Annotated in this window: 22 protein-coding genes; 11 read left to right on the top strand and 11 right to left on the bottom strand. The window is 64.8% G+C overall.

Annotated features, from left to right (window positions below; all coding sequences use genetic code 11):
• Position 1 precedes the first annotated feature (1 nt).
• Positions 2–964: a lipid II:glycine glycyltransferase FemX gene (locus AUR_RS16275; protein WP_062095717.1), complete on the top strand. Its 963-nt coding sequence runs from the start codon at positions 2–4 to the stop codon at positions 962–964.
• 159 nt (positions 965–1,123) lie between these two features.
• Here the strand turns inward: AUR_RS16275 and glpX are convergent, their stop codons facing one another.
• Positions 1,124–2,146, bottom strand: coding sequence for a class II fructose-bisphosphatase (gene glpX / locus AUR_RS16270; RefSeq protein ID WP_021471493.1), 1,023 nt, complete (start codon positions 2,144–2,146; stop codon positions 1,124–1,126).
• A gap of 200 nt (positions 2,147–2,346) precedes the next feature.
• Here glpX and AUR_RS16265 point away from each other — a divergent pair, with 200 nt between their 5' ends.
• The 3 genes from AUR_RS16265 to AUR_RS16255 all read left to right on the top strand — a co-directional run bounded on the left by AUR_RS16265 (position 2,347) and on the right by AUR_RS16255 (position 5,215).
• Positions 2,347–3,033, top strand: a complete 687-nt coding sequence (locus tag AUR_RS16265) for a DUF4245 domain-containing protein (RefSeq protein WP_228145583.1) — start codon at positions 2,347–2,349, stop codon at positions 3,031–3,033.
• Between the two features lie 52 nt (positions 3,034–3,085).
• Positions 3,086–3,700, top strand: a complete 615-nt coding sequence (locus AUR_RS16260) for a carbonic anhydrase (protein WP_031216233.1) — start codon at positions 3,086–3,088, stop codon at positions 3,698–3,700.
• Between the two features lie 87 nt (positions 3,701–3,787).
• The gene (locus AUR_RS16255) at positions 3,788–5,215 is read left to right on the top strand and encodes a class II fumarate hydratase (protein ID WP_062095713.1); all 1,428 of its coding nucleotides are present in this window, start codon (positions 3,788–3,790) and stop codon (positions 5,213–5,215) included.
• Between the two features lie 90 nt (positions 5,216–5,305).
• Here the strand turns inward: AUR_RS16255 and AUR_RS16250 are convergent, their stop codons facing one another.
• Positions 5,306–5,851 carry a prepilin peptidase gene (locus AUR_RS16250; RefSeq protein ID WP_062099069.1) on the bottom strand — a complete coding sequence of 182 codons (546 nt, stop codon included), beginning with the start codon at positions 5,849–5,851 and terminating at the stop codon, positions 5,306–5,308.
• Positions 5,852–5,912: 61 nt separating this feature from the next.
• On the opposite strand from AUR_RS16250, the gene AUR_RS16245 reads away from it, so the two are divergent.
• On the top strand, positions 5,913–6,632 hold the full coding sequence (locus AUR_RS16245) for a hypothetical protein (protein WP_062095711.1): 720 nt from the start codon (positions 5,913–5,915) through the stop codon (positions 6,630–6,632).
• 35 nt (positions 6,633–6,667) lie between these two features.
• A complete protein-coding gene (locus AUR_RS16240; RefSeq protein WP_062095708.1) occupies positions 6,668–7,312 on the top strand; it encodes a GNAT family N-acetyltransferase in 645 nt (214 codons plus the stop codon).
• 109 nt (positions 7,313–7,421) lie between these two features.
• Here AUR_RS16240 and AUR_RS16235 read toward each other — a convergent pair whose 3' ends face one another.
• Positions 7,422–9,011: a PhoH family protein gene (locus tag AUR_RS16235; protein ID WP_373325312.1), complete on the bottom strand. Its 1,590-nt coding sequence runs from the start codon at positions 9,009–9,011 to the stop codon at positions 7,422–7,424.
• A 74-nt stretch (positions 9,012–9,085) separates the two neighbouring features.
• Positions 9,086–9,847 carry an isoprenyl transferase gene (locus AUR_RS16230; RefSeq protein ID WP_021471501.1) on the bottom strand — a complete coding sequence of 254 codons (762 nt, stop codon included), beginning with the start codon at positions 9,845–9,847 and terminating at the stop codon, positions 9,086–9,088.
• Positions 9,848–10,038: 191 nt separating this feature from the next.
• Here AUR_RS16230 and trhA point away from each other — a divergent pair, with 191 nt between their 5' ends.
• Complete coding sequence (trhA, locus tag AUR_RS16225) at positions 10,039–10,680, top strand: PAQR family membrane homeostasis protein TrhA (RefSeq protein WP_062095705.1); 642 nt, start codon at positions 10,039–10,041, stop codon at positions 10,678–10,680.
• Here the strand turns inward: trhA and AUR_RS16220 are convergent.
• From AUR_RS16220 to mca, 3 genes are all read right to left on the bottom strand, one after another.
• Entirely contained in the window at positions 10,673–12,826 is a 2,154-nt protein-coding gene (locus AUR_RS16220; protein ID WP_062095703.1) for a thioredoxin domain-containing protein, read from the bottom strand. The two genes, trhA and AUR_RS16220, sit on opposite strands and share 8 nt — an antisense overlap.
• Positions 12,804–13,076, bottom strand: a complete 273-nt coding sequence (locus AUR_RS16215; protein ID WP_062099066.1) for a hypothetical protein — start codon at positions 13,074–13,076, stop codon at positions 12,804–12,806. Before AUR_RS16215 ends, AUR_RS16220 begins: the two co-directional genes overlap by 23 nt.
• 101 nt (positions 13,077–13,177) lie before the next feature.
• Complete coding sequence (mca, locus tag AUR_RS16210) at positions 13,178–14,080, bottom strand: mycothiol conjugate amidase Mca (protein ID WP_062095700.1); 903 nt, start codon at positions 14,078–14,080, stop codon at positions 13,178–13,180.
• 74 nt (positions 14,081–14,154) lie between these two features.
• Between mca and AUR_RS16205 the strand changes: the two genes are divergently transcribed.
• The gene (locus AUR_RS16205) at positions 14,155–14,613 is read left to right on the top strand and encodes a DUF4307 domain-containing protein (RefSeq protein ID WP_021471506.1); all 459 of its coding nucleotides are present in this window, start codon (positions 14,155–14,157) and stop codon (positions 14,611–14,613) included.
• A 152-nt stretch (positions 14,614–14,765) separates the two neighbouring features.
• Entirely contained in the window at positions 14,766–15,260 is a 495-nt protein-coding gene (gene greA / locus AUR_RS16200; RefSeq protein ID WP_021471507.1) for a transcription elongation factor GreA, read from the top strand.
• A gap of 142 nt (positions 15,261–15,402) precedes the next feature.
• Here the strand turns inward: greA and AUR_RS16195 are convergent, their stop codons facing one another.
• The 4 genes from AUR_RS16195 to AUR_RS16180 form a co-directional block, all read right to left on the bottom strand.
• The gene (locus AUR_RS16195) at positions 15,403–16,038 is read right to left on the bottom strand and encodes a rhomboid family intramembrane serine protease (protein WP_062095698.1); all 636 of its coding nucleotides are present in this window, start codon (positions 16,036–16,038) and stop codon (positions 15,403–15,405) included.
• 9 nt (positions 16,039–16,047) lie between these two features.
• Positions 16,048–17,286 (bottom strand): threonine ammonia-lyase, encoded by a 1,239-nt coding sequence (gene ilvA, locus AUR_RS16190; protein ID WP_062095695.1) that lies wholly within the window; start codon positions 17,284–17,286, stop codon positions 16,048–16,050.
• A 3-nt stretch (positions 17,287–17,289) separates the two neighbouring features.
• The gene (locus tag AUR_RS16185; protein ID WP_062095693.1) at positions 17,290–18,570 is read right to left on the bottom strand and encodes an AI-2E family transporter; all 1,281 of its coding nucleotides are present in this window, start codon (positions 18,568–18,570) and stop codon (positions 17,290–17,292) included.
• A gap of 64 nt (positions 18,571–18,634) precedes the next feature.
• The gene (locus AUR_RS16180; protein WP_062095690.1) at positions 18,635–19,585 is read right to left on the bottom strand and encodes an aldose 1-epimerase family protein; all 951 of its coding nucleotides are present in this window, start codon (positions 19,583–19,585) and stop codon (positions 18,635–18,637) included.
• 94 nt (positions 19,586–19,679) lie between these two features.
• Here AUR_RS16180 and galT point away from each other — a divergent pair, with 94 nt between their 5' ends.
• Entirely contained in the window at positions 19,680–20,828 is a 1,149-nt protein-coding gene (gene galT / locus AUR_RS16175; protein ID WP_373325311.1) for a galactose-1-phosphate uridylyltransferase, read from the top strand.
• Positions 20,825–21,985, top strand: coding sequence for a galactokinase (gene galK, locus AUR_RS16170; RefSeq protein WP_062095686.1), 1,161 nt, complete (start codon positions 20,825–20,827; stop codon positions 21,983–21,985). Before galT ends, galK begins: the two co-directional genes overlap by 4 nt.
• Positions 21,986–22,000 lie beyond the last annotated feature (15 nt).

The raw sequence follows: 22,000 nt of genomic DNA, 5'->3' as shown, positions 1-22,000 counted from the left end.
CATGGACCATTTCCTGCAGACGCCCGCGTGGGCCGATGTCCAGCGTGCCCTCGGCCGCCGGGTCCATGAGAAATCGGGACCAGGCTGGAGCTTCCTCGCGATCGAGGAAAAAAACCCCGCCGGCAAGGTTCTCTACTCCCCCTACGGACCCGTGGCGGATTCCGTGGAAGCGTTCGACGCCGCCACGGCGGCTCTGGTGACCCTGGCCAAGGAGGTCCATGCTGTCTTCGTGCGCATGGAGCCCGTCGCGGCAGGATTCACAACGTCCGACGCCGGACCCCTCCTGCGAGCCCGCGGGCTGCGGCCGGCGCCGGTCAACCAGCAGCCGGAGCTGAGCTGGGTGGTTGACCTTGAAGGGGACTTCAAGGAGGTGCTGGCCGGGATGAAGCCGACCAACCGCAACCTTTACCGCAACATCCACAAGAAGGGTGTGACGTTCCGGACGTCGCAGGACCCCGCCGACATTTCCGTCCTGCTGCACTTCCTGCACCTCACCGCGGCCCGGAACGGATTCAAGCCGCAGAGTGACGGATACCTGACCACCGTTGCGCAGTCGCTGCTTCCCTCCGGCGCGGGCACGTTGTTCATCGCCGAGCTTGAGGGCGAGCCGATCGCGGCGGCCTTCGCCTACGACTCCACCGATACCCGCGTCTATGCCCATGCAGCCCTGGACGACGCCCACCGGAAGCTCAGCGCGGGCATCCCTTTGCTGGTCAACCTCATGGCCGATGCCAAGGAGAAGGGCCTCAAGCACGTGGACCTGTGGGGCGTGGCCCCGGAAGGCGAACCGGACCACAAGTGGGCGGGCTTCACGGCCTTCAAGAAGTCCTTCGGCGGACGCGGGGTGTCCTACCCCGGCACCTGGGACCTCCCGGTCAACAAAGCCCGCTACGGCGCCTACCAACTGGCCAGGAAACTCCGCGACACAGCAAAAACCCTCCGCAACAAACTCCCCCGCCCCTAATCACCCCAAGAAGCGCCAAGGATTAACCGCGGCACCAAACGCACCAGGATAGCGAAAGGCGCCCCATCGCGTCAGCGGCATCAAATCGACGAGGAACGAGGAGATGGCCGCAGAGCGGTGGGGCGCCTTTCGCGCCCAGGGCGCGATGAGCCGGGGGTACTAAGCCTTGCGCGCGTACGTCTCCCACTTGGACGCCAGGTGCTCTGCGTCCACGAAGCGCACGGTTCCGGACTTGGAGCGCATGACGATCGACTGGGTGACCACGCGGTCCTTGGTGTAGCGGACGCCGCGCAGGAGGTCGCCGTCGGTGATGCCCGTTGCTGCGAAGTAGCAGTTGTCCGAGGTGACGAGGTCGTTGGTGGACAGCACGCGGTCGAGGTCGTGGCCGGCGTCGATGGCCTTCTGCTTCTCGTCATCGGAGGTGGGCCAGAGACGGCCCTGGATCACGCCGCCCAAGGACTTGATGGCGCAGGCTGCAACGATGCCTTCGGGGGTGCCGCCGATGCCCATGAGGGCGTCGACGCCGGTGCCGGTACGGGCGGCGGCAATGGCGCCGGCTACGTCGCCGTCCATGATGAACTTGGTGCGCGCACCTGCTTCGCGGATTTCCTCCACGAGCGGGCGGTGGCGGTCGCGGTCAAGGATCATGACGTTGAGCTGGTTGACCTTGACGCCCTTTGCCTTGGCAATGAGGTGCAGGTTCTGCTTGACCGGGAGGCGGAGGTCCACCATGTCGGCGGCTTCGGGGCCCGTGACGAGCTTCTCCATGTAGAAGACGGCCGAGGGGTCGAACATTGATCCGCGCTCGGCAACCGCCAGGACTGCAAGGGCGTTGTTGATGCCAAGGGCGGTCAGGCGGGTTCCGTCGATGGGGTCGACGGCGACGTCGCATTCGGGGCCGGTGCCGTCGCCAACCTGCTCACCGTTGAACAGCATGGGGGCTTCGTCTTTTTCGCCTTCACCAATCACCACGACGCCGTTGAAGTGGACGGTGTGAAGGAACGAACGCATGGCATCCACGGCGGCGCCGTCTGCCTTGTTCTTGTCGCCGAAACCAACCCAGTGGCCACCGGCAATAGCCGCGGCCTCGGTGACACGGACGAGTTCCAGCGCGAGGTTGCGGTCGGGTTCGTCGGTGCCGACGGCGAGCGACGGCGAAATCGTGGAATACTGCTGGGTCATTGGTGCAGGAGACACTTGAACCTCTTCTTCGAGTGACGATTCACGGGGCCGGACACGGTTGCACTGGGGCTAACCCGGGGTCCCTACCAACGATCATAGTCGCCGGAGCGGCTTGGAGCCTCTGGATGACCACCGCCCGCAATACCCGCGGTGAGGTTCCCGGTTGTGTGTTAGGTGCGGCGATAAGGGACTATGGAAGGGTGAGTGAAACGCAGGACAAGCCCGTCGCCGGCAATGGCCAGACCGCCCCGGAGCCCCATTCGACCAACGCCCCGGACGCCTCGGAAGCCCCGTACAAACCCGTCATTGCGGCGAAGGCGGCAAAACGCGCCAATGCTTCGGTCATCGGCATGGTTATTGCCCTGGTCCTCTGCGTCCTCGCATTCCTTCCTGTGGTCTTGATGAATCCGGCCCCCAAGGGCGAGAACTTCCGGCCCGCCGTCGACGTCCCTGCGATCGCCCGGAACGCTGCGGATGTGGCCGGATTCACACCCGTAACTCCGGATACCGGTGACACATTCCGGCCCAACTACGCCCGTTGGGAAAGCGGCACGGGTACAGGCGTCCCCACGTGGGAAGTCGGCTACCTGACGCCGAAGGAAGCATTCATCGGCCTGACCCAGACGCGGGAAGCGAACCCCACCTGGGTCCTCCAGCAGACCGGCAACCTGCCCGTGACGGGTACCCGGAACGCCGGCGGACAGGACTGGGAGCTTCGCGATTCCGGCAAGGAAAAGCGCAGCATGACCCTCGAGTACAAAGGCACCACCATCATCCTCAGCGGCACAGCGAACCTTGAGGAATTCGCGGCCCTGGCTGCCGCCGTCGTGAAGTCCGCAGACGAGGCTCCTGAGGCCGGTGCGCCGGCCACGACTCCGGCTCCCTGACGCCGGACGCAACACTTCGTGACCTAAGGGTCGCGCGCCGTAAAGTAATAAGGTGCCTACTTATTTGACTCCAGCCCTTGCCTGGCGCCGGCTGCGCGAGGGTAATGAACGCTTTGTTTCCGGCGAATCCCGCCACCCCAACCAGGATGCGGCCCGTCGTTCGTCGCTTCTTGAGGGCCAGAATCCTTTCGCGGTCATCTTTGGCTGCGCGGATTCGCGCCTCGCGGCAGAGATCATCTTCGACCTCGGACTGGGCGACGCCTTCGTGGTGCGGACAGCAGGCCAGGTGATCGATGACGCGGTTCTGGGCTCGCTGGAGTACAGCATCAGCGAACTCAAAGTTCCGCTGATCGCCATCCTGGGCCACGACAGCTGCGGGGCAGTCACCGCCACCAAGGGCGCCGTGGAAACCGGTGAAATGCCCCCGGGCTTCATCAGGGACCTCGTCGAACGCATTACCCCGTCGGTGCTCACGGCCAAGCGCAATGGCCAGGAAGAGGTCAACGACATGGTGGTGGAGCACGTCAAGCAGACCGCGCAGCGCCTCGCGGACAGCTCCCGTGTGATTTCCGACGCCATTGAAGAAGGCCGCGTAGCCGTCATCGGCCTTTCCTACAAGCTCGGCGAGGGCCAGGCGGCCCTTGTTTCCGCGATCGGCGACGTTTAAGGGCTCGTGCCCCGGCCTTCCAGCCGGGGCACGTAGCACTGACCTCCTGGTTTTCGATGGAGCCTGAAGTCGCCCTAAGCTAGCCCCATGACTTCCACCACTGAGTTCCGTATTGAACATGACACCATGGGCGAAGTTCGCGTCCCCGTGAACGCCCTGTACCGCGCCCAGACGCAGCGCGCCGTGGAGAACTTCCCGATTTCCGGCAAGACCCTGGAACGTGCGCACATTGAGGCCCTTGCCCGCGTCAAGAAGGCTGCTGCACTCGCGAACGCCGAACTGGGGGTGCTCGATGGCGAGCTCGCCGAGGCTATCGCGGCTGCAGCCGATGAGGTTGCCACCGGCAAGTACGACGGCGACTTCCCGATTGATGTTTTCCAGACCGGTTCGGGCACGTCGTCCAACATGAACACCAACGAGGTCATCGCCGAACTCGCTTCTCGTGCTCTCTCCGCTGCCGGCAGCGACAAGGTGGTCCACCCCAACGACCACGTCAACGCTTCCCAGTCCTCCAACGACGTCTTCCCGACCTCCGTGCACGTTGCCGCCACCTCCGCCCTGATGAACGACCTGATCCCGGCGTTGGAGTACCTGGCAGCATCGCTTGAGCGCAAAGCCGCTGAATTCCAGGACGTCGTCAAGTCCGGCCGTACGCACCTCATGGACGCCACCCCGGTCACGCTCGGCCAGGAGTTCGGCGGCTACGCAGCCCAGGTCCGCTACGGCATTGAGCGCATCAACGCCGCACTCCCCCGCGTTGCCGAGGTTCCCCTGGGCGGCACGGCCGTGGGCACCGGCATCAACACTCCGGCAGGCTTCCCGGAACGCGTCATTGAACTCCTCGCAGCCGACACGGGCCTGCCCCTCACCGAGGCCCGCGACCACTTCGAAGCCCAGGCCAACCGCGACGGCCTCATCGAGGGCTCCAGCCAGCTGCGCAACATTGCGATCTCCTTCATGAAGATCAACAATGACCTCCGCTGGATGGGATCCGGCCCCAACACCGGCCTCGGCGAAATCGCGATTCCGGACCTGCAGCCGGGCTCCTCGATCATGCCGGGCAAGGTCAACCCGGTGATCTGCGAGGCGTCCATCATGGTGTGCGCCCAGGTCATCGGCAACGACACCGCCATTGCATGGTCCGGCACCAACGGCGCTTTCGAGCTCAACGTCGGCATCCCCGTCATGGCCGCCAACCTGCTTGAGTCCATCCGCTTGCTGGCCAACACCAGCCGCGTCATGGCCGACAAGATGATCGACGGCATCACCGCCAACGTCGAGCGCGCACGCTTCCTGGCCGAGGCCTCCCCCTCGATCGTGACCCCGCTGAACAAGTACATCGGTTACGAGAACGCCGCGAAGATCGCCAAGCTCGCCGTCAAGGACGGCTTGACCGTCCGCCAGGCCACGGAACAGCTTGGCTTCGTGGGTGAGGGCGAAGGCAAGGTCTCCGAGGAGGACCTGGACAAGGCCCTGGATGTCACCACCATGACCGCCCCGGCGCACAAGGCATAGTCCCCGCCGCCTCCGGCGAGGCATGAGTACGACGACGGCCGGTTGCCTTCCCGCACGGGAGGTGGCCGGCCGTCGTCGTTCTGTGTGGGATCAAGCCGGCAAAACCACCATGGCGGCGGCCGCGCCGGCCAGCATGAACGGACCGAACGGAATAGCGGAGCCAAGATTGGCCCGGCGCGCCACCAGGACTACCAATCCCCACAGTCCGCCCAGGAGGAACGCCGCGAACGTGCCCGCGAAGACGTGCCCCCATCCCAGGTACCCCAGGTACAGGCCGAGCACCCCTGCAAGCTTGACGTCCCCGAACCCCATGCCCGGCGGGTAGACGGTGCGCAGCAGGAAGTAGAACAGCCACAGAGCCGCACCTCCGGCAAGGACATTGAGGCCAGGCACGCCGAAGAGGGGTGCGCCGAGGTCCCTGTCCGCACCCCCTATGGCGGCGACTACCGCAGCGCCCGGAAGCAGAACCCCTGCCACTCCGTAGGAGGGAAAGACGATGCGGTTGGGCAAAAGGTGGCTTCGGATATCGATCACGGTCAGCCGCGCTGCCATGACCAGGAAGAACAGGCATGCCAGCAGCACCAGCCAGAATCCAAAAGGGCTGGCGGTCCAGAGCTCGGCAAGTCGTCGAATCACCATCGGATGCTACCGCGGATTGGGCCCGGGACCGGATTGCACCACTGGGTACACTGTGGATATGGGGTTCCGGAACCTGTGCCGCTCTTCACCGTGGAGATGGACAAGCCTGCGTTTCGAATATCTCGAACTGCCGGGAACGGGCGCTGCCATGGTCCGTGCCTGGTTGAGGCGTCCGGGGGCACTGAGGCTGGAGAGCCCCGACGGCAAGCTGCTCTACAGCACCACCGGCATCAACGACTCCAAGGATGAGTTCTACGTCAGCTCCACACGCCGTTCATGGCTCCTGCCTCCGCATCTGGTGACCCCTGTCTATGACAGCGCCGGCCTGGTGCAGCGGCGGCCGGAAGCGGCCTACGGTGAACCGTCGTTCGGCAACGGCAGGCTGGCGGCGGCGCTGGACCCCGTGGAGTTGGCGGGCAATGCCCCCGTGCCCTTGGAGTTTCCCGAGTCCAACCCGGTCTCCTTTCCGGAGCCGCGCGAGGTGGACCATGAGGGCCGCCCGGCTTTGGAGGCCATTGTCACCCGCGGCCGGACATACCGCCCCTTGGACCCGGACCAGCCTTTGGCGCATCCGGGCCGCACGCTCATCCTCATGGATATCCAGACGGGCGTTTGCGTCGCGAGCCGGTCGCTCGACGGCGATTCGGCAGGAAAAGGTCATTGGCTCAAGATCCTGGGCGTTGACGAGTACATGCTGGACGACCTTTTCCTGGCCGAGTCCATGAACCTCACTGACGTCCGCCGGCACATCCCTTGGGACATCGGCCCCGCAGCCTGACCACGCCGAACGCGAAGCTTGGCTAGACTACGGCGATGACCTGGTTGGCAGACATCTGGCCCCCTTTCGCCCTCACATTGGCCACACCGCGGCTGACTTTGCGGCCAATTCTCGACGCCGACATCCCGGCTGCCGTCGCGGCTGCCCGTTCCGGCGTCCACCAGCCGGGCAAGAGCCCGTTCAGCACCCCGTGGGCGGAGCTACCGGAGGACGAGCTGGCACCGAACATGGCCCAGTGGTACTGGCGCTGCCGTGCCGGCTTCACCCGCGATTCATGGACGCTCCTGCTGGGCGTTTGGCAGGACGGTGAATTCCTTGGCGTCCAGGACCTTGGGGCCAGGAACCTCGCCGTCCTCAAAACGGTCAGCACCGGGTCCTGGCTCAAGCAAGCGGCTCAGGGCCGCGGCATCGGCAAGGAGATGCGCGCCGCCGTCGTGAGCTTCGCGTTCGATTACCTGGGCGCCGACGTCGCCGAATCCGAAGCTGCCGCCTGGAACAAACAGTCCCTGGGCGTCTCCACCAGTCTCGGCTACGAACCCAACGGTCTCTTCCGGGACTCCTGGGGCACCGAGGTAGAGGAAGTCCAAAGGGTCCGCCTCACCCCACCCACCTTCAAACGCCCCGACTGGCCCCTCAAAGTCCAAGGCCACGAAGGGCTGAAAACCTACCTGGGTCTCTGACGGCGAGGCGAAGGCCAGGCATCCGGCAGCGTGCGTCAAAAGCGAGGTACGAGCTAGCACGCAGAGGATGTCTGGCCTTCGCCATCATGGGGTCACAGCGTCGATGGGGTTAGATTTCTGCCCCTTCGAGCAAGTCCGTTACGAGCGCCGCGATCGGTGAACGCTCGGAGCGGGTGAGGGTGATGTGGCCGAACAGCGGATGGCCCTTGAACGTTTCGACGACGGCGGCCACACCGTCGTGCCTGCCGACGCGGAGGTTGTCGCGCTGGGCAACGTCGTGCGTGAGGACAATCTTGGAGTTCTGCCCTATGCGGCTCATGACCGTCAGGAGCACGTTCTTCTCCAAGGACTGGGCCTCATCAACGATCACGAAGGCGTCGTGCAGCGAGCGGCCACGGATGTGCGTGAGGGGAAGTACCTCGAGCATCCCGCGGTCCATGACTTCTTCGACGACCTCTTCGCTGACCAAGGCGCCGAGGGTGTCGAACACGGCCTGGGCCCACGGGTTCATCTTTTCCGACTCGGAGCCCGGGAGGTAGCCCAGCTCCTGGCCGCCCACCGCGTAGAGCGGGCGGAAGACGACGACTTTGCGGTGCTCACGGCGTTCCAGGACTGCTTCCAGGCCGGCACACAGTGCCAAAGCCGACTTGCCCGTGCCGGCGCGTCCGCCGATCGACACGATGCCGACGGAGGGGTCCATGAGGAGGTCGATGGCCAGCCGCTGTTCGGCGGAGCGGCCGTGCAATCCGAAGACGTCGCGATCGCCCTTGACGAGCCGCACCTGCTTGTCGTGGCCAACCCTGCCGAGGGCCGAGCCACGGTTGGAGAGGAGCACCAGCCCGGTGTTGACGGGCAATTCCGCGGCCGCCGGGATGAAGACGGGTTCGTGGCCGTAGAGGGTGCTGATCTCCTGCTCGTTGGCCTCGATCTCGGCCATGCCGGTCCAGCCTGAGTCCTTGACCAGTTCGTTGCGGTACTCGTCAGCCTGGAGGCCCATGGCTGATGCCTTGACCCGCATCGGCAGGTCTTTGGAAACGACTGTGACGTTGCGTCCTTCATTGGCCAGGTTCTTGGCCACGGCCAGGATCCGGCTGTCGTTGTCGCCGCCGCGGAAACCCGCGGGGAGCACGTCCGGGGAGATGTGGTTCAGTTCGACGCGCAGCATCCCGCCCTCCGAGCCTATGGGGATGGCGTGGTCCAGGCCGCCGTGCTCGATCCGGAGGTCATCGAGGAGCCTCAATGCCTTGCGGGCAAAGTACCCCAGCTCGGGATCGTGGCGTTTGCCTTCCAACTCGCTGATGACCACGATCGGAACGATCACCTCGTGCTCGGCGAAGCGCAGCAGGGCGTGCGGATCGGAGAGAAGCACGGAAGTGTCGATGACGTAGCTGTGGCCAGTGGGTGACGCGGCGCTTATTGTCCCTTTGGTGGCGCGCTTGGCGCGGGAGGTAGCTGCACTTTCCCCGTCGGAAACCATTGCGGGCAGTTGCTCTGAAATAGCCACATCGACTCCAGCCCCGGGCGTTTGCCCGGCCTTATGGTGAAAGCGGCTCGGCCGGAAGGCCGGGCATGGCCTCCCCTGTAACTGGTGCGATGTTCCGCTCCATCTACTGGCCTCCCCGATCAGCGGGCGGTTTTGCCTGCTGATGGGAATAACGTAATCCCGCCCACAATCATTTCCGTGGTCCTCCCCCGGCAAGTCGCGGGTCGGGAGGATGAATTTTTCGTAAACCGGATGTCCCGGCTACCGAGGACCAGGCCTGCAGTGTGGTGCTAGGAACCGAAACGCCGCTGGCGGCCTGCGTAATCGCGGAGGGCGCGCAGGAAGTCGACCTTGCGGAAGGCGGGCCACAGGGCTTCACAGAAGTAGAACTCGCTGTAGGCGCTCTGCCACATCAGGAAGCCGGAGAGCCTCTGTTCGCCCGAGGTCCGGATGACCAGGTCCGGGTCCGGCTGGCCACGGGTGTAAAGGAAGCGGGAGATGTCGTCCACCGACAGCTCGTCCGCCACGTCGGCCATGTTCCGGCCCTTGGCGACGGCGTCGTGCAAAAGTTCGCGGACGGCGTCGACGATTTCGCGGCGGCCCCCGTAGCCCACAGCGACATTGACGTGGATCTTCTCGTGGACAGGCGTCCTGGCTGTCAGCTTGTTGAGGCGTTCAGCGAGGTAATCGGGCAGGAGCTCCGGTGCGCCCATGGCATGGACGGAGATGTCGGCGTTTTCATCCAGCCGGTCCATGGTGTTGGCGATGATGCCCATCAGGAGGTCGAGTTCCTCCCCCGAGCGGTTCATGTTGTCCGTGGACAGCATGTAGAGGGTGACTACCTTGACTCCGAGTTCCTGGCACCAGCCAAGGAACTCGTGGATTTTGTCCGCGCCCGCTTGGTGGCCCTGGCTTGTTGGGGCGTTGAACTGCCTGGCCCACCTGCGGTTGCCGTCGACCATGACGCCTATGTGACGCGGAATTCTTTCATGGTCCAGGGATTTGAGGAGGCGGCGCTCATAGAAGCCATAGAGGAAACCGGGCAGTTCCACCGGACTCTCACCTGACTTCCTTGCTGTTTTCGATCAACCGCCTGTTTCGATCAACCGCCTGTTTTCGATCAACCGCGCACAGTCAAGGCTACCTGCCCGGACAGCCCGGCCAGTGCAGGCAGCACTCCGGAGTGAAGCCATGGATCTGTTACCGGCCAGTAACTTACCGAAGCGTAAGTTATGCTGGAAAGATGGTCGAACTGCTCAATGACAAGCCGCTGTGGCGCGGTTGGATCCACGCCGTAGCCACGCCTTTTGCCTTGGCCGCGGGAATCGTTTTGGTGGTACTGGCCCCTACCGTGGACCGCAAAATCACCTCCGGTATCTACGCCCTGACGGGGGTCCTCCTGTTTGGCGTGAGCGCGGTCTACCACCGCGGCAACTGGGCCCCGACTGCCAGGATGGTCCTCAAAAGGCTGGACCACACCAACATCATGCTGGTGATTGCCGGCAGCTACACGCCGCTCGCCTGGTCCCTGCTGGAACGCTCCCAAGCCGTAACGCTCCTGTGGATTATTTGGTTCGCCGCCATCGCAGGCGTCCTCTTCCGGGTCATCTGGACCCATGCCCCGAGGTGGCTTTACGTCCCTGTCTACATTGCACTCGGCTGTGGGGCCTTGTTCTACCTTCCGCAGTTCTTCACCGCGAATGCCGCAGCAGCGATTCTGATATGCGTGGGCGGGACCTTCTACATCGCCGGAGCAGTGTTCTACGGCCTTAAGAAACCCAATTTCAGCGCCACCCACTTCGGTTTCCATGAGCTGTTCCACGCCTTCACGGTGTTTGGCTTCGCCTCCCACTTCATCGCGATCATGATTGCCGTGCTCAGCTAGTCATCGCCGCCAGCCGGACTTCCACCTCAGCCGCCGTTTGCAGGGGGCGCTCACACACCATGTCCCGGCAGAGATACACCCGGGGAGAGCCGTCTGCAGCCCCTGAACGGTGCTGTAACAAAGGCACCTCGACGCCGGCAGCCGGGGACCCCCCGTCGTCATCGGACTGCAGCGCCACCACCATGCCCGGGCTTGGCGAGCCCAGCAGCGAGGCGTGCAGTTCCGCCCGTGCCGGCGAAGCGGGACCAACGACGGCGGCTTCCACCGGCCCGGCAAGTGCGGCTTGCGCCGTGGCCAGGAGCCACCCTGCCACGCGGGGTGCACGAACGGCCAGCGGTGGGAGCAACCCGAGGATGTTGCCTGCCATCAGCCGGTGGGCATGGGAGCCGGAGTACGCCGCGTAGCTCAGCAGCGCCCCTGCAAAGGCCGAAGCTCCGCTTGGGGCGGCGTTGTCGAACGGATCCAAGGACGTTTGCTGCCCTTGGGCGTTGAATACCTGGGCGGACTCCCCTGCCGAATCAGCCAGCTTCCCGTCCTCCACAAAGTGGTCTGCCGCTGCCAGCACCAGGCTTTCGGCGAGCGCGTACCACCGCGTCCTGCCCGTGACTGCGTAGAGCGCGAAGAGTCCCTCGGCGCAGAAGGCGTAGTCCTCCAGCAAGCCTCCGATTCCCCGGGCCACGGATTCATGCGAGACCCTGGTGAGGAGCCGGTCCGGAGCGTTCCAGTGCACGCGCTCCAGATACGTGGCGATGTTTTCTGCCGCGTCCACGTAGTCCGTCCTGCCCATCACAGCACCGGCTTCCGCCAGGGCCGCTACCGCCAAGCCATTCCAGCCTGCCACCACCTTGTTGTCGCGGGCGGGCTGATTCCGCTGATTCCGCGCTGCCAGGAGTGCCGGCCGGACGCGTTCCCACAAGGCCTGCTCCACTTCGCCGAACGCGCGTCCGGGATGCAGCGGCGAACCCAAACCGGACACCGTGCCCTCAGGGGACACGTTCATCAGGGCACCTACTGCGGCTGCATCCCCGGGGCCCAGGACCCCACTCAAGGTCTCCGGCGTCCACAGGTACGCCGCGCCCTCGTGGTGCACGCCGTCAACCACCGTGTCGGCGTCCAACGACGACGCCAGCGCGCCACCTTCCAGTGCCAGGGAGTCGAGCATCCAGTCGGCGCAGCCGGTGGCAACCTCAGCGGCCTCCGCAGCGCCGATAACCGGGTTCCCGCCCAGTCGCACCCAGTGGGTGTACACGCGCAGGAGCTGGGCGTTGTCGTACAGCATCTTTTCAAAGTGCGGCACGGACCAGTCCGCCGTCACCGAATACCGGGCAAAACCGCCGTCGAGCTGGTCCCGCAGGGCGGACCGCGCCATGGCGGCCAAGGCCCGGCCGGCCATGTCGCGGGCGGCTTCGGCGGTATCCGAGGGCACCGCGGCATGGCGGATCAGGAATTCAAGGACGGCCGACGGCGGGAATTTGGGGGCGGTGCCGAACCCGCCGGCGTCGGGGTCTTCCGACCTCGCCAACGCGCCGACAGCCTCGGACAGCAGCCCGGCGTCGAGCGTTTCGGGCGGGCCGTCCAGCCTCACGGCAGCACTCAGCTGGGCGCTGCCCATACTGGCGGCGAGCCCCCTGGCGTTCTGCTCGACGGCATCGCGACGCTCCACCCAGGCTTCATGGACGGCCTCCAGGACGTTCCTGAAGGAGGGCCTGCCCGGCAGCGGCACGGGCGGGAAGTATGTGCCGGCATGGAAGGCCAAACCATCCGGGGTGAGGAAGACCGACATCGGCCAGCCGCCCTCCCCGCTGATTGCCTGGGTGGCGGCCATGTACACCGAATCGACGTCGGGACGCTCTTCGCGGTCCACCTTGACCGGGACGAAGTGCGCGTTCAGGTAGTCGGCAGTGTCCTGGTCTTCGAACGACTCGTGGGCCATGACATGGCACCAGTGGCAGGCCGCATATCCGATGGAAAGGAAGACGGGAACATCCCGGGAGGCGGCCAAGGCGAAGGCTTCGTCACCAAAGGGACGCCAAAACACCGGATTGCCGGCATGCTGGCGCAGATAGGCAGAGGGCTCGGAGCCCAGCGCGTTGGATGCGCCGGGCCATGGTGCTTCCGGGCGGTCAGCGTGACCCGGGAGCGTCATTGCCGTTCTCGTTGCTCGAAGGTCCTGCCTCCGCGGCCAAGCGGGCCTCTTCCACCTGTGCCCGGTAACGCACGCGGCGGATCCGGCGGACCATGTCCACGATCAGGAAGGTGGTGAGGATGACGATGAATGCCGTGAGGACGAAACCCCACGTTCCCGGCGTCACCTGGTCCTCGGACAGGCCCGGGCGCAGCGTGCCGGTGGGATCGGGCGACGGGCTGACGGTCAGGGCGAGGAGCAAGTGGTGCACGTTCAAACCTTCTATGGGAGTTGATGCATACCGGTCCGGGCGGAACTGGAAGCCTGGGGGCGTCCGGGCAACTTCTACAAACGATAGAAAGCCGGCTCTCCCTATCTTATCCCCGCGAAGAGATCCTTTTCCGGCAGTTCCGATTCCACCTTTGACTGGATGAGCGTGTAGTCCTCCCACGGCCACACCGTGCGTTGGAAGTCCGAAGACACCGCGAAGAAGAAACCCACGGGGTCGATCTGGGTCTTGTGGGCCTTCAGTGCCTCATCCCGCTTCCCGAAGAAGTCCCCGCAGTCGATCTGGGTGGTGGTCTGATGGGCCGCAGCCGGCGGAGTGTGGCCTTCGGCGTCGGCTTCCAACCACGCTGCGAGCCTTTCCGCGTACGGCGACTGCAGGCCGGCCTCTTCCAAAGCGAAGTGCAGGGCGCGGAAACGCTCGGGGCTGAAAGCGCGATCGTAGTACAGCTTGCTTGGCTGCCACGGTTCGCCGATGCCCGGATACCTGGCGGGGTCACCTGCTGCTTCGAAGGCCTCAACTGCGACCTTGTGGGCCATGATGTGGTCCGGGTGGGGGTACCCGCCGTTCTCGTCGTAGCTGATGATCACGTGCGGCTTGAAGTCCCGGACCAACCGGACCAATGGCGCAGTGGCCCGCTCCAGCGGCTGCAACGCGAAGCATCCCGGCGGAAGCGCGGGAAGCGGATCGCCTTCCGGCAGCCCGGAGTCGACGAAACCGAGCCACCGTTGGCGGATGCCCAGGACGGCGGCCGCGTTGGCCATTTCCAGCCGGCGCGCCCCTGCCATATCCCGCTTGGGATGCGGAGCGTCCTCCATGGCGGGGTTCTGGATATCACCGCGTGAGCCGTCCGTGCACGTGGCTACCATGACCTCGACGCCGTTGGCGGCATACATTGCCATGGTCGCCGCACCTTTGCTGGACTCATCGTCCGGGTGTGCGTGGACGGCGAGCAACCGAAGCTGCTCCGAAGTGCTGGACGCGGTCACGGGACGGCTCCTCTTCCATGGTGTTGCGATGCAGGCTGTGCCGGCGGTGCCGGGATCGGCACTAAACTGGATGGGTGACTTCTGAGGATCCATCGGCCACCGAATTTCCGGCAAGCAACAGCCTAGCCAATCGCTACGGCGGTCAAAAGCGCGGCCTGAGCCGGAAGGCCAAGCGAAACATCGTCATTGGCGCCCTGGTGGTGGGCATCGGCTTCGCCGCCTACGTTGCCACCGGATCCGCCACTGCCCCTGTGACGTTCAAGGACATCGGCTACAGCACTGTGGACGGGACGCAGGCCGAGGTGGACTACCAGGTCAGCAAGTCCCCTTCAGCAACCGCCAAGTGTGCCATCAAGGCCATGGATTCCAAGTTTGCCGTGGTGGGTTGGAAGGTCGTGGAAATTGGTCCCAACAATCCGGAGCAGGACGCGGACGGCGGGCGGACCACTGCCCAGCGGACGGTCCTGGCCACGGAATCCCCGGCAGTTTCCGGCGTAGTGGATAACTGCTGGATCGTGGATAGCGGTAAATAACAAAAATGTGACCCGCGACGCAACCAGTTTGGGTTCATCCAAAGGATTTACTACAATGGATGAAACCTTCAACCCCGTTAAGTTGGTTACTGAGTTTCACGAGTGGCCACCTCGGCGGGGTCTTTGCTTTGTCAGATCAAAAGGAGAAATCCGTGTCTACCACCAACAGCGCCACAGCAGCTTGGCTTACCCAGGAAGCTTTCGACCGCTTGAAGGCTGAGCTGGACCACCTTTCCGGCGCTGGCCGGGCGGAAATCGTCCAGAAGATCGAAGCCGCACGCCAGGAAGGCGACCTTAAGGAAAACGGCGGCTACCACGCAGCCAAGGAAGAGCAGGGCAAGATCGAAGCCCGCATCCGCCAGCTCACGGTGCTCCTGCGCGACGCCCAGGTCGGCGAGGCTCCCGCAGACGACGGAATCGTCGAGCCCGGCATGCTGGTTGTCGCCAAGATCGCCGGTGACGAAGAGCGGTTCCTGCTCGGTTCCCGCGAAATCGCCGGCGACTCCGATATTGACGTCTTCAGCGAGAAGTCCCCGCTGGGCGCCGCCATCATCGGCCACAAGGAAGGCGACAAGCTCAGCTACACCGCCCCCAACGGCAAGGAAATCACGGTGGAGATCGTTTCCGCCAAGCCGTACTCGGCCTGAAGTACCAAACGCTTAAAGCACGACGCCGGCCCTTCCCCTTTGCGTGGGAGGGCCGGCGTTTTGCGTCCCCGACTCCCCCAACCAGGTCGCATTAGTGCGCGTTTTCAGCCCTCAAAACGCGCACTAATGCGACTCAGTTGGGTCAGACGGGGAAGCGGGAGCTGCTTGGAGTGTCCCGGGGCTTGCGGCGAAGGAGGATGGCAGCAACGACGCCGCCGATCGCGCCGCCAAGGTGGGCCTGCCAGGAGATGAAACCCATGACAGTGGGCAACACTCCGAAGAGGATGCCGCCGTACGCCATGAACAGCACAACGGACAGCAGGATCTGCCACCAGTTGCGGTTGAAGAACCCGCGGACCAACAAGAACGCGAACAGGCCGAACACCAGGCCGGAGGCGCCCACTGTGACGCTTCCCCCGCCAATCAGCCACACGGTCAGGCCCGAACCCAGCCAGCTGAACGCCAAGGCAGTGATAAAAACACGCAGGCCGGCCAGGAACACCAGGAACCCGAAGATCAGCAAGGGCAGGGTGTTGGACAACAGATGGTTCAGGTTGGCGTGCAGCAAAGGAAACGTCAGGATGTCCAGGACGCCGTCAAAGGTGCGGGACCGCAGGCCGAAAGTGCGGTTCAGTCCATGCAGCATCAGGGTGTTCACGAACTCGATGGCGTAGAGCAGTGCCACGAAGCCGCCCATGAACAGCAGGCCGCCCCTGGCCCTGGCCGCCAGCGACTCCCGGGTCTCTGCACTGGAGCCGTCAGGTCTTCCAAGCACCATGCCGCCCCCTTAATGCACCACGATCGGCTGGAAGCCCTCGGCCCGTAGCGCGCCAAGGACCTGTTCGCCGTGTTCGTGTCCCTTGGTTTCCAGGTTGATGGTGATGGACACATCGCCCATGCTGATCGAGCCGCCCAGGCGGGTGTGGTCCAGCCCGGTGACGTTGGCGTCGTTTTCGGCGATGATCCGGGCGATGGTGGCCAGCGAGCCCGGACGGTCGTCAAGCATCATTCGGACAGTCATGAACCTTCCGGCCGCGGACAAGCCGCGCTGGATGACTTTCAGCATCAGCATGGGATCGATGTTGCCGCCGGAAAGTACGACGGCGGTGTTCCCCGGGTTCTCGATCTTGCCGTCCAGCAGTGCGGCTACGCCCACGGCACCGGCCGGTTCCACAACCATCTTGGCGCGTTCTAGCAGGAAGATCAGTGCCCGGGCCAGGGAGTCCTCGCTGACCGTCACTACATCGTCCACCAGCTCGCGGATGATGCTGAACGGCAACTGTCCCGGCCGTCCCACGGCAATGCCGTCCGCCATGGTGGAAACCTTCTTCAGCGGCACCAAGGCATCGGCGGCCAGGGACGGCGGATAGGCGGCAGCGTTCTCCGCCTGCACGCCGATGACGCGGATTTCCCGGCCGAGCTCCTTGGCCTTCGCCTTGATGGCCACGGCCACGCCGGCCAGCAGTCCGCCACCGCCGACGCCCATGAGGACAGTGTCAACGTTGGGGATCTGCTCCAGGATCTCCAGGCCGATGGTGCCCTGTCCCGCTACGACGTCCACGTTGTCGAAGGGATGGACGAAGACCGCTCCGGTCTCGTTGGCGTAGCGTTCGGCTTCGGCGAGTGCCTCGTCCACGTTGTGGCCGTGCAGCACCACCTCTGCGCCGTGGCTTCGCGTGGCGGCCAGCTTGGGCAGTGCCACGCCCAACGGCATGTAGATCCGGGCTTTGATTCCAAGGCTTTTCGCAGCAACCGCTACGCCTTGGGCATGGTTACCGGCCGAGGCCGCAACCACACCGCGCTTTTTCTCTTCCTCGGACAAACGTGCCATCCGGACATAGGCGCCGCGGACCTTGAACGATCCTGCGCGCTGGAGGTTTTCACACTTGAAGAAGACGTTCCCGCCCACGAGGCTTCCCAAGGCACGGGACGACTCCACGGGAGTCTTGGTAATAATGCCCTCGAGCAGCTCCTGCGCCTTAAGGACATCGTCCAGGGTGACGGGCAGGGTTTCGAGGGTATTCACTGACTATTCTCCTTTTGTGGTGTCGGCTCCGGGTCGCTCCTCGGGGATGCTTCCTGAAGCCCTGGCCTTGCTTTCGGTACCGGTGGCGCCGCGTGATTGACCTACGGGCAACTCCGCGTCCTTGAGGTTGGAGTCACCGTCCGGTCCCGGCGAACCTTCAGCCGTTGGAGCCCCCACGGCACCCGGTCCCCCATCATGTTCCCACGATCGGCCGGCAATGTACCGAACGGCCGTGTTTACTACGGCGAGGATGGGGACTGCGAAGAGCGCTCCGGGAATGCCTGCGAGGTAGGAACCAGCAGCCACAGTGAGGATGACGGCCACCGGATGCAGTGCCACGGCCTTGCCCATGACCAGGGGCTGGAGGATGTGGCTTTCCAGCTGCTGGACCAGCAGGACGATCGCCAACATGATCAGCGCGTTGACCGGACCGTTGGCCACCAGGGCAAGCAGCACGGCGATGGCACCGGTAACCAGGGCACCGACCACGGGGATGAATGAACCGATGAAAACCAGCACGGCCAAGGGCAGAGCCAGTGGTACCTGGATGATGGCGGCACCGACGCCGATGCCCACGGCGTCGACGAAGGCGACGAACATCTGGATGCGTACGTAGTTGACCATGGAGGTCCAACCGCGCCGCCCGGCTCCGTCAGTGGCAGCACGGGCCTTCTTCGGCAGGAGCCGGACCAGAAAAGCCCAGATCCGCTGGCCCTCGAGGAGGAAGAAGATCAGGATGAACAGCGCCAGGACCAGGCCTGCGGCGAAATGCCCGGCGGTGCTGCCGAAGGACAGGGCACCACTGAGGATGCTGCTGCTGTTGTTCTGCAGGGCGTTGGCAGCATCGGCAATGTACTGGTCGATCTGGTCCGCGGTCAGGTGCAGCGGTCCGTCAGCAAGCCATGTCTGGATCTGTTGAATGCCGGCGAGCGCTTCCTGCCACAATTCCCCGAACCCGGAAACAAGCTGACGGCCCACCAAAGCCAGCGAACCGGAGATCAGCCCAATGAAGCCGAGGACCGTGATGGCGACAGCCAGGCCGTTGGGTACCTTCCGCTTGCGGAGCCACACCACCACCGGGTACAGCAGACCCGCCAGGAGGGAGGCCACCATGACGGGAATGATGAGGAAGCTGACCTTGCCGAGCAACCACACCAGGATGCCGATCATGACCAGGATCAGGCCTACCCGCCATGACCAGGCTGCTGCTATGCGCACGCCGTACGGGATATCTTCGGCAATTTGGCGGTCACTACGGGTTTTGGCGTCCGGTGTTGGCGTCATGAACCCATAATTCCGTAGCCCGGGCCGTATGGGAAACTGAGCGGCCCGGACGGGGAAAGTCCTGCTAAAGCGCCGCCGTGATTCCCCAGGACATGGTGAACGAACCGCCCGGCGGCAACCAGCGCAGCCCGTCTCCGCTGTTGAAGGCGTTGGCAGGACCGGTCATGGGCTCCATGGCCACCGATTTGGGACGTCCGGGGTACTTGTCGGTCACGAAGACGTGGACGTATCCGGCGCTCTGGTCATGGACCAGGCTGACGCTGCGTCCGTCCGGTGCCGACAACGTGTGCCGCGCGATGCCGCCGTCGAACTCCAGGTCCGTGTAGGAGGCATCGATGTCCAGCCCGCCAACGGTTCTGCCTGCCGATAGGTCGAACTCCCCGTCCACCGCAGCTGCGCTGCGGGGTATTAGCCGCTCATCGGCTACCAGGCGCGTACCGGCCTTGACGGTGAGGGTGAGGTCCTCGCTCGCAACCTCGCCGATCCGGAGATAGGGGTGGGCGCCGAGGACGAAGGGGGCGTCCGCCGTCGAGTCGTTCACCAGGGTTTGCCGGACGCGAAGGTCCATGTCCGCGTCCAGTTCGTAACGGACGCGGTGCCGTACCAGGAACGGGTACCCGTGCTGTGGGAAGACGGCGGCTTCGAGCGTGACGGAGAATTCAGATTCGTCCACCAGGGCGTACCCGGTGTTCCTGAGCAGTCCGTGGCTGGCGTTGTTGCGGGCAACTTCGGTGATGTCCAGCTGCTGCTTCTCGCCGTCGAGGTACCACGCACCGTCCTCGATGCGGTTTGCCCACGGTGCGAGCGTGATTCCCGTGCCGCCCGGCGGGATGTCCGCGTCGCCGTACGTTTCGGTCAGGTGCACGCCCGCCCGCGCATAGAGCCGCAGTCCGGCAGCCAACTCGGTAACGACGGCGACGGCGTCACCTCGCCGGAGTTCGAACTGGCGGCCGGTGGCGTATCGGCGCGGTGCGGTTTCGGGAGTGGATGCTGGGGGCGCGGAAGAATCGGGCATGGCAATACCGTACTCGTCCGGCCTGCAGCATCGGCCGATGTTAAGTTTTGTTAGTAATTATGCGTTTTTGGGCGATTGTGGAATCATGGTCCACATGAGCCGTCGCGTTACCAGCACCCGCCTCTCGGACAACCGCGAGTTGATCTACTTCGATGACCCGGAAACCCCCTCGCGCCCGCCAGGGGCTTTGGTGGACCACCGCGACCTTCCGCCCCGCGGGGAACCCGGCGAAGTCCGGTTCGACGCGTTGTCCGGAGAATGGGTGGCCATCGCGGCCCACCGCCAAAGCCGCACCCATCTGCCGCCGGCCGACCAATGTCCCATTTGCCCCACCACGGCGGCGAATCCGTCGGAGATCCCGGCACCTGATTACGACGTCGTGGTGTTCGAGAACCGCTTCCCGTCCCTGGGACCGGTTGCGGGCGACATCCCTCCGGCGCCTTCCACCGGGGGCCATGGACTCAAGGGACCGGCATTGGGCCGCTGCGAGGTGGTCGCCTTCACCCCGCAGCACACAGGATCCTTCGCGGAGCTGGGGGAAACCCGCGCCCGGACCGTCATCGAAGCCTGGGCTCAACGGACTGAAGCCCTCAGCGCCCTGCCCGGCGTCAAACAGGTGTTCCCGTTCGAGAACCGTGGTGCGGACATCGGGGTGACACTCCACCACCCCCACGGCCAGATTTACGCCTACCCGTACGTGACGCCGCGGGCAGCGAACCTGGGTGCGGTCGCCCGCCGCTACTATGACGATGTCGGCGCGAAAGAAACGCTGGCGGCATCCCTTCTGCGGGCGGAAAGGGAGGACGGCAGCCGCATGGTCCTCGAAGGCAAGCACTTCAGTGCCTACGTTCCCTTCGCGGCGCGGTGGCCCCTGGAAGTGCACCTTGTCCCCCACCGCCATGTGGCCGATCTGGCGGGCCTCAGGGGCGAGGAAAAGGAAGAGTTGGCACACGTCTACCTTGACCTTCTCAAGCGCCTGGATGCCCTCTACCCAACGCCCATGCCCTACATCTCAGCGTGGCACCAGGCCCCGCTGGACCCGGTGCTCCGGCCGTCCGGGCAGCTGCACCTCCAACTGACCTCACCGCGGCGGGCGGCGGATAAGCTGAAGTACCTTGCCGGATCGGAGGCCGCCATGGGCGCATTCATCAACGACACCACCCCGGAGGCAGTGGCTGACCGCCTGCGCAGCGTTGCCGTGGCACCAGCCTCCGCCAAGACCATGGAGGACTCCCCCGCATGACCACCAGCACCGATGTCTTCACCCTGACCGCGGCGTTCCATGAAGCATTCGGAACAGTCCCGGACGGCGTCTGGCAAGCACCGGGGAGGGTCAACCTCATCGGGGAACACACCGACTACAACGAGGGCTTCGTTCTGCCGTTCGCCATCGACAAGACAGCCAAGGTGGCTGTGCGGGTCCGCGACGATTCAACGGTCCGCTTGCTGTCCACCTTCGGCGGGCACGGTTTGGTCGAAGCCAGCCTCGACGGCCTTGAACCCGGTTCCGGGGAAGGGTGGTCGCGCTACCCCTTGGGCGTCGCCTGGGCACTGAAGGAGCGCGGCGTCAGCGTCCCCGGCTTCGAGCTCCTGCTGGACTCCGACGTTCCCCTCGGCGCCGGCCTGTCCTCCTCGCACGCGATCGAGTGCGCCGTCATCACCGCCCTCAACGAGCTCACCGGAGCCAACCTTCCGGCCGAGGAACTGGTACTCGCTACGCAGCGGGCCGAAAACATCTTTGTGGGCGCCCCCACAGGCATCATGGACCAGTCCGCTTCGCTCCGCGGCGCCAAGGGACAGGCCGTGTTCCTTGACTGCAGGGACCAGCACGTGGAACTCGTTCCGTTCGACGCCGAGGCTTCCGGACTGGTCCTCCTGGTGATCGACACGAAGGTCTCGCACTCCCACGCCGACGGCGGATACGCCTCCCGGAGGGCTTCCTGTGAACTCGGCGCCCAGGTGCTGGGAGTCACGGCGCTACGGGATGTTGGCGTGGAAGACCTGGAAGCGGCCTCCGGGCTGCTGGATGAGGTAACCATGCGGCGGGTCCGGCATGTGGTGACCGAAAACGACCGGGTGCTGCAAACGGTGGAATTGCTTGGCGCCCAAGGACCGGCCAGCATCGGGCCGCTGCTGGATGCCAGCCATGCGTCCATGCGGGACGACTTCGAAATCTCTTGCCCGGAACTCGATCTTGCGGTGGACACCGCCCGTGCCAACGGGGCCATCGGGACCCGCATGACCGGCGGCGGCTTCGGCGGCTCGGCCATCGCCCTGACACCGGTGGGCGAGGAACACAAGGTGCGCGACGCCGTCGTGCGTTCCTTCGCCGAAGCCGGCTACACCGCACCGGACATCTTCACTGTGACGCCGGCCGAAGGGGCTTTTCGTCTCGCCTAGGCGCCTGCAGCCCGG

Source organism: Paenarthrobacter ureafaciens, assembly GCF_004028095.1.
Classification (GTDB): Bacteria; Actinomycetota; Actinomycetes; order Actinomycetales; family Micrococcaceae; genus Arthrobacter; species Arthrobacter ureafaciens.
Note: the sequence above shows the minus strand (reverse complement) of the source record. Positions and strands in the feature narration are given on the sequence as shown.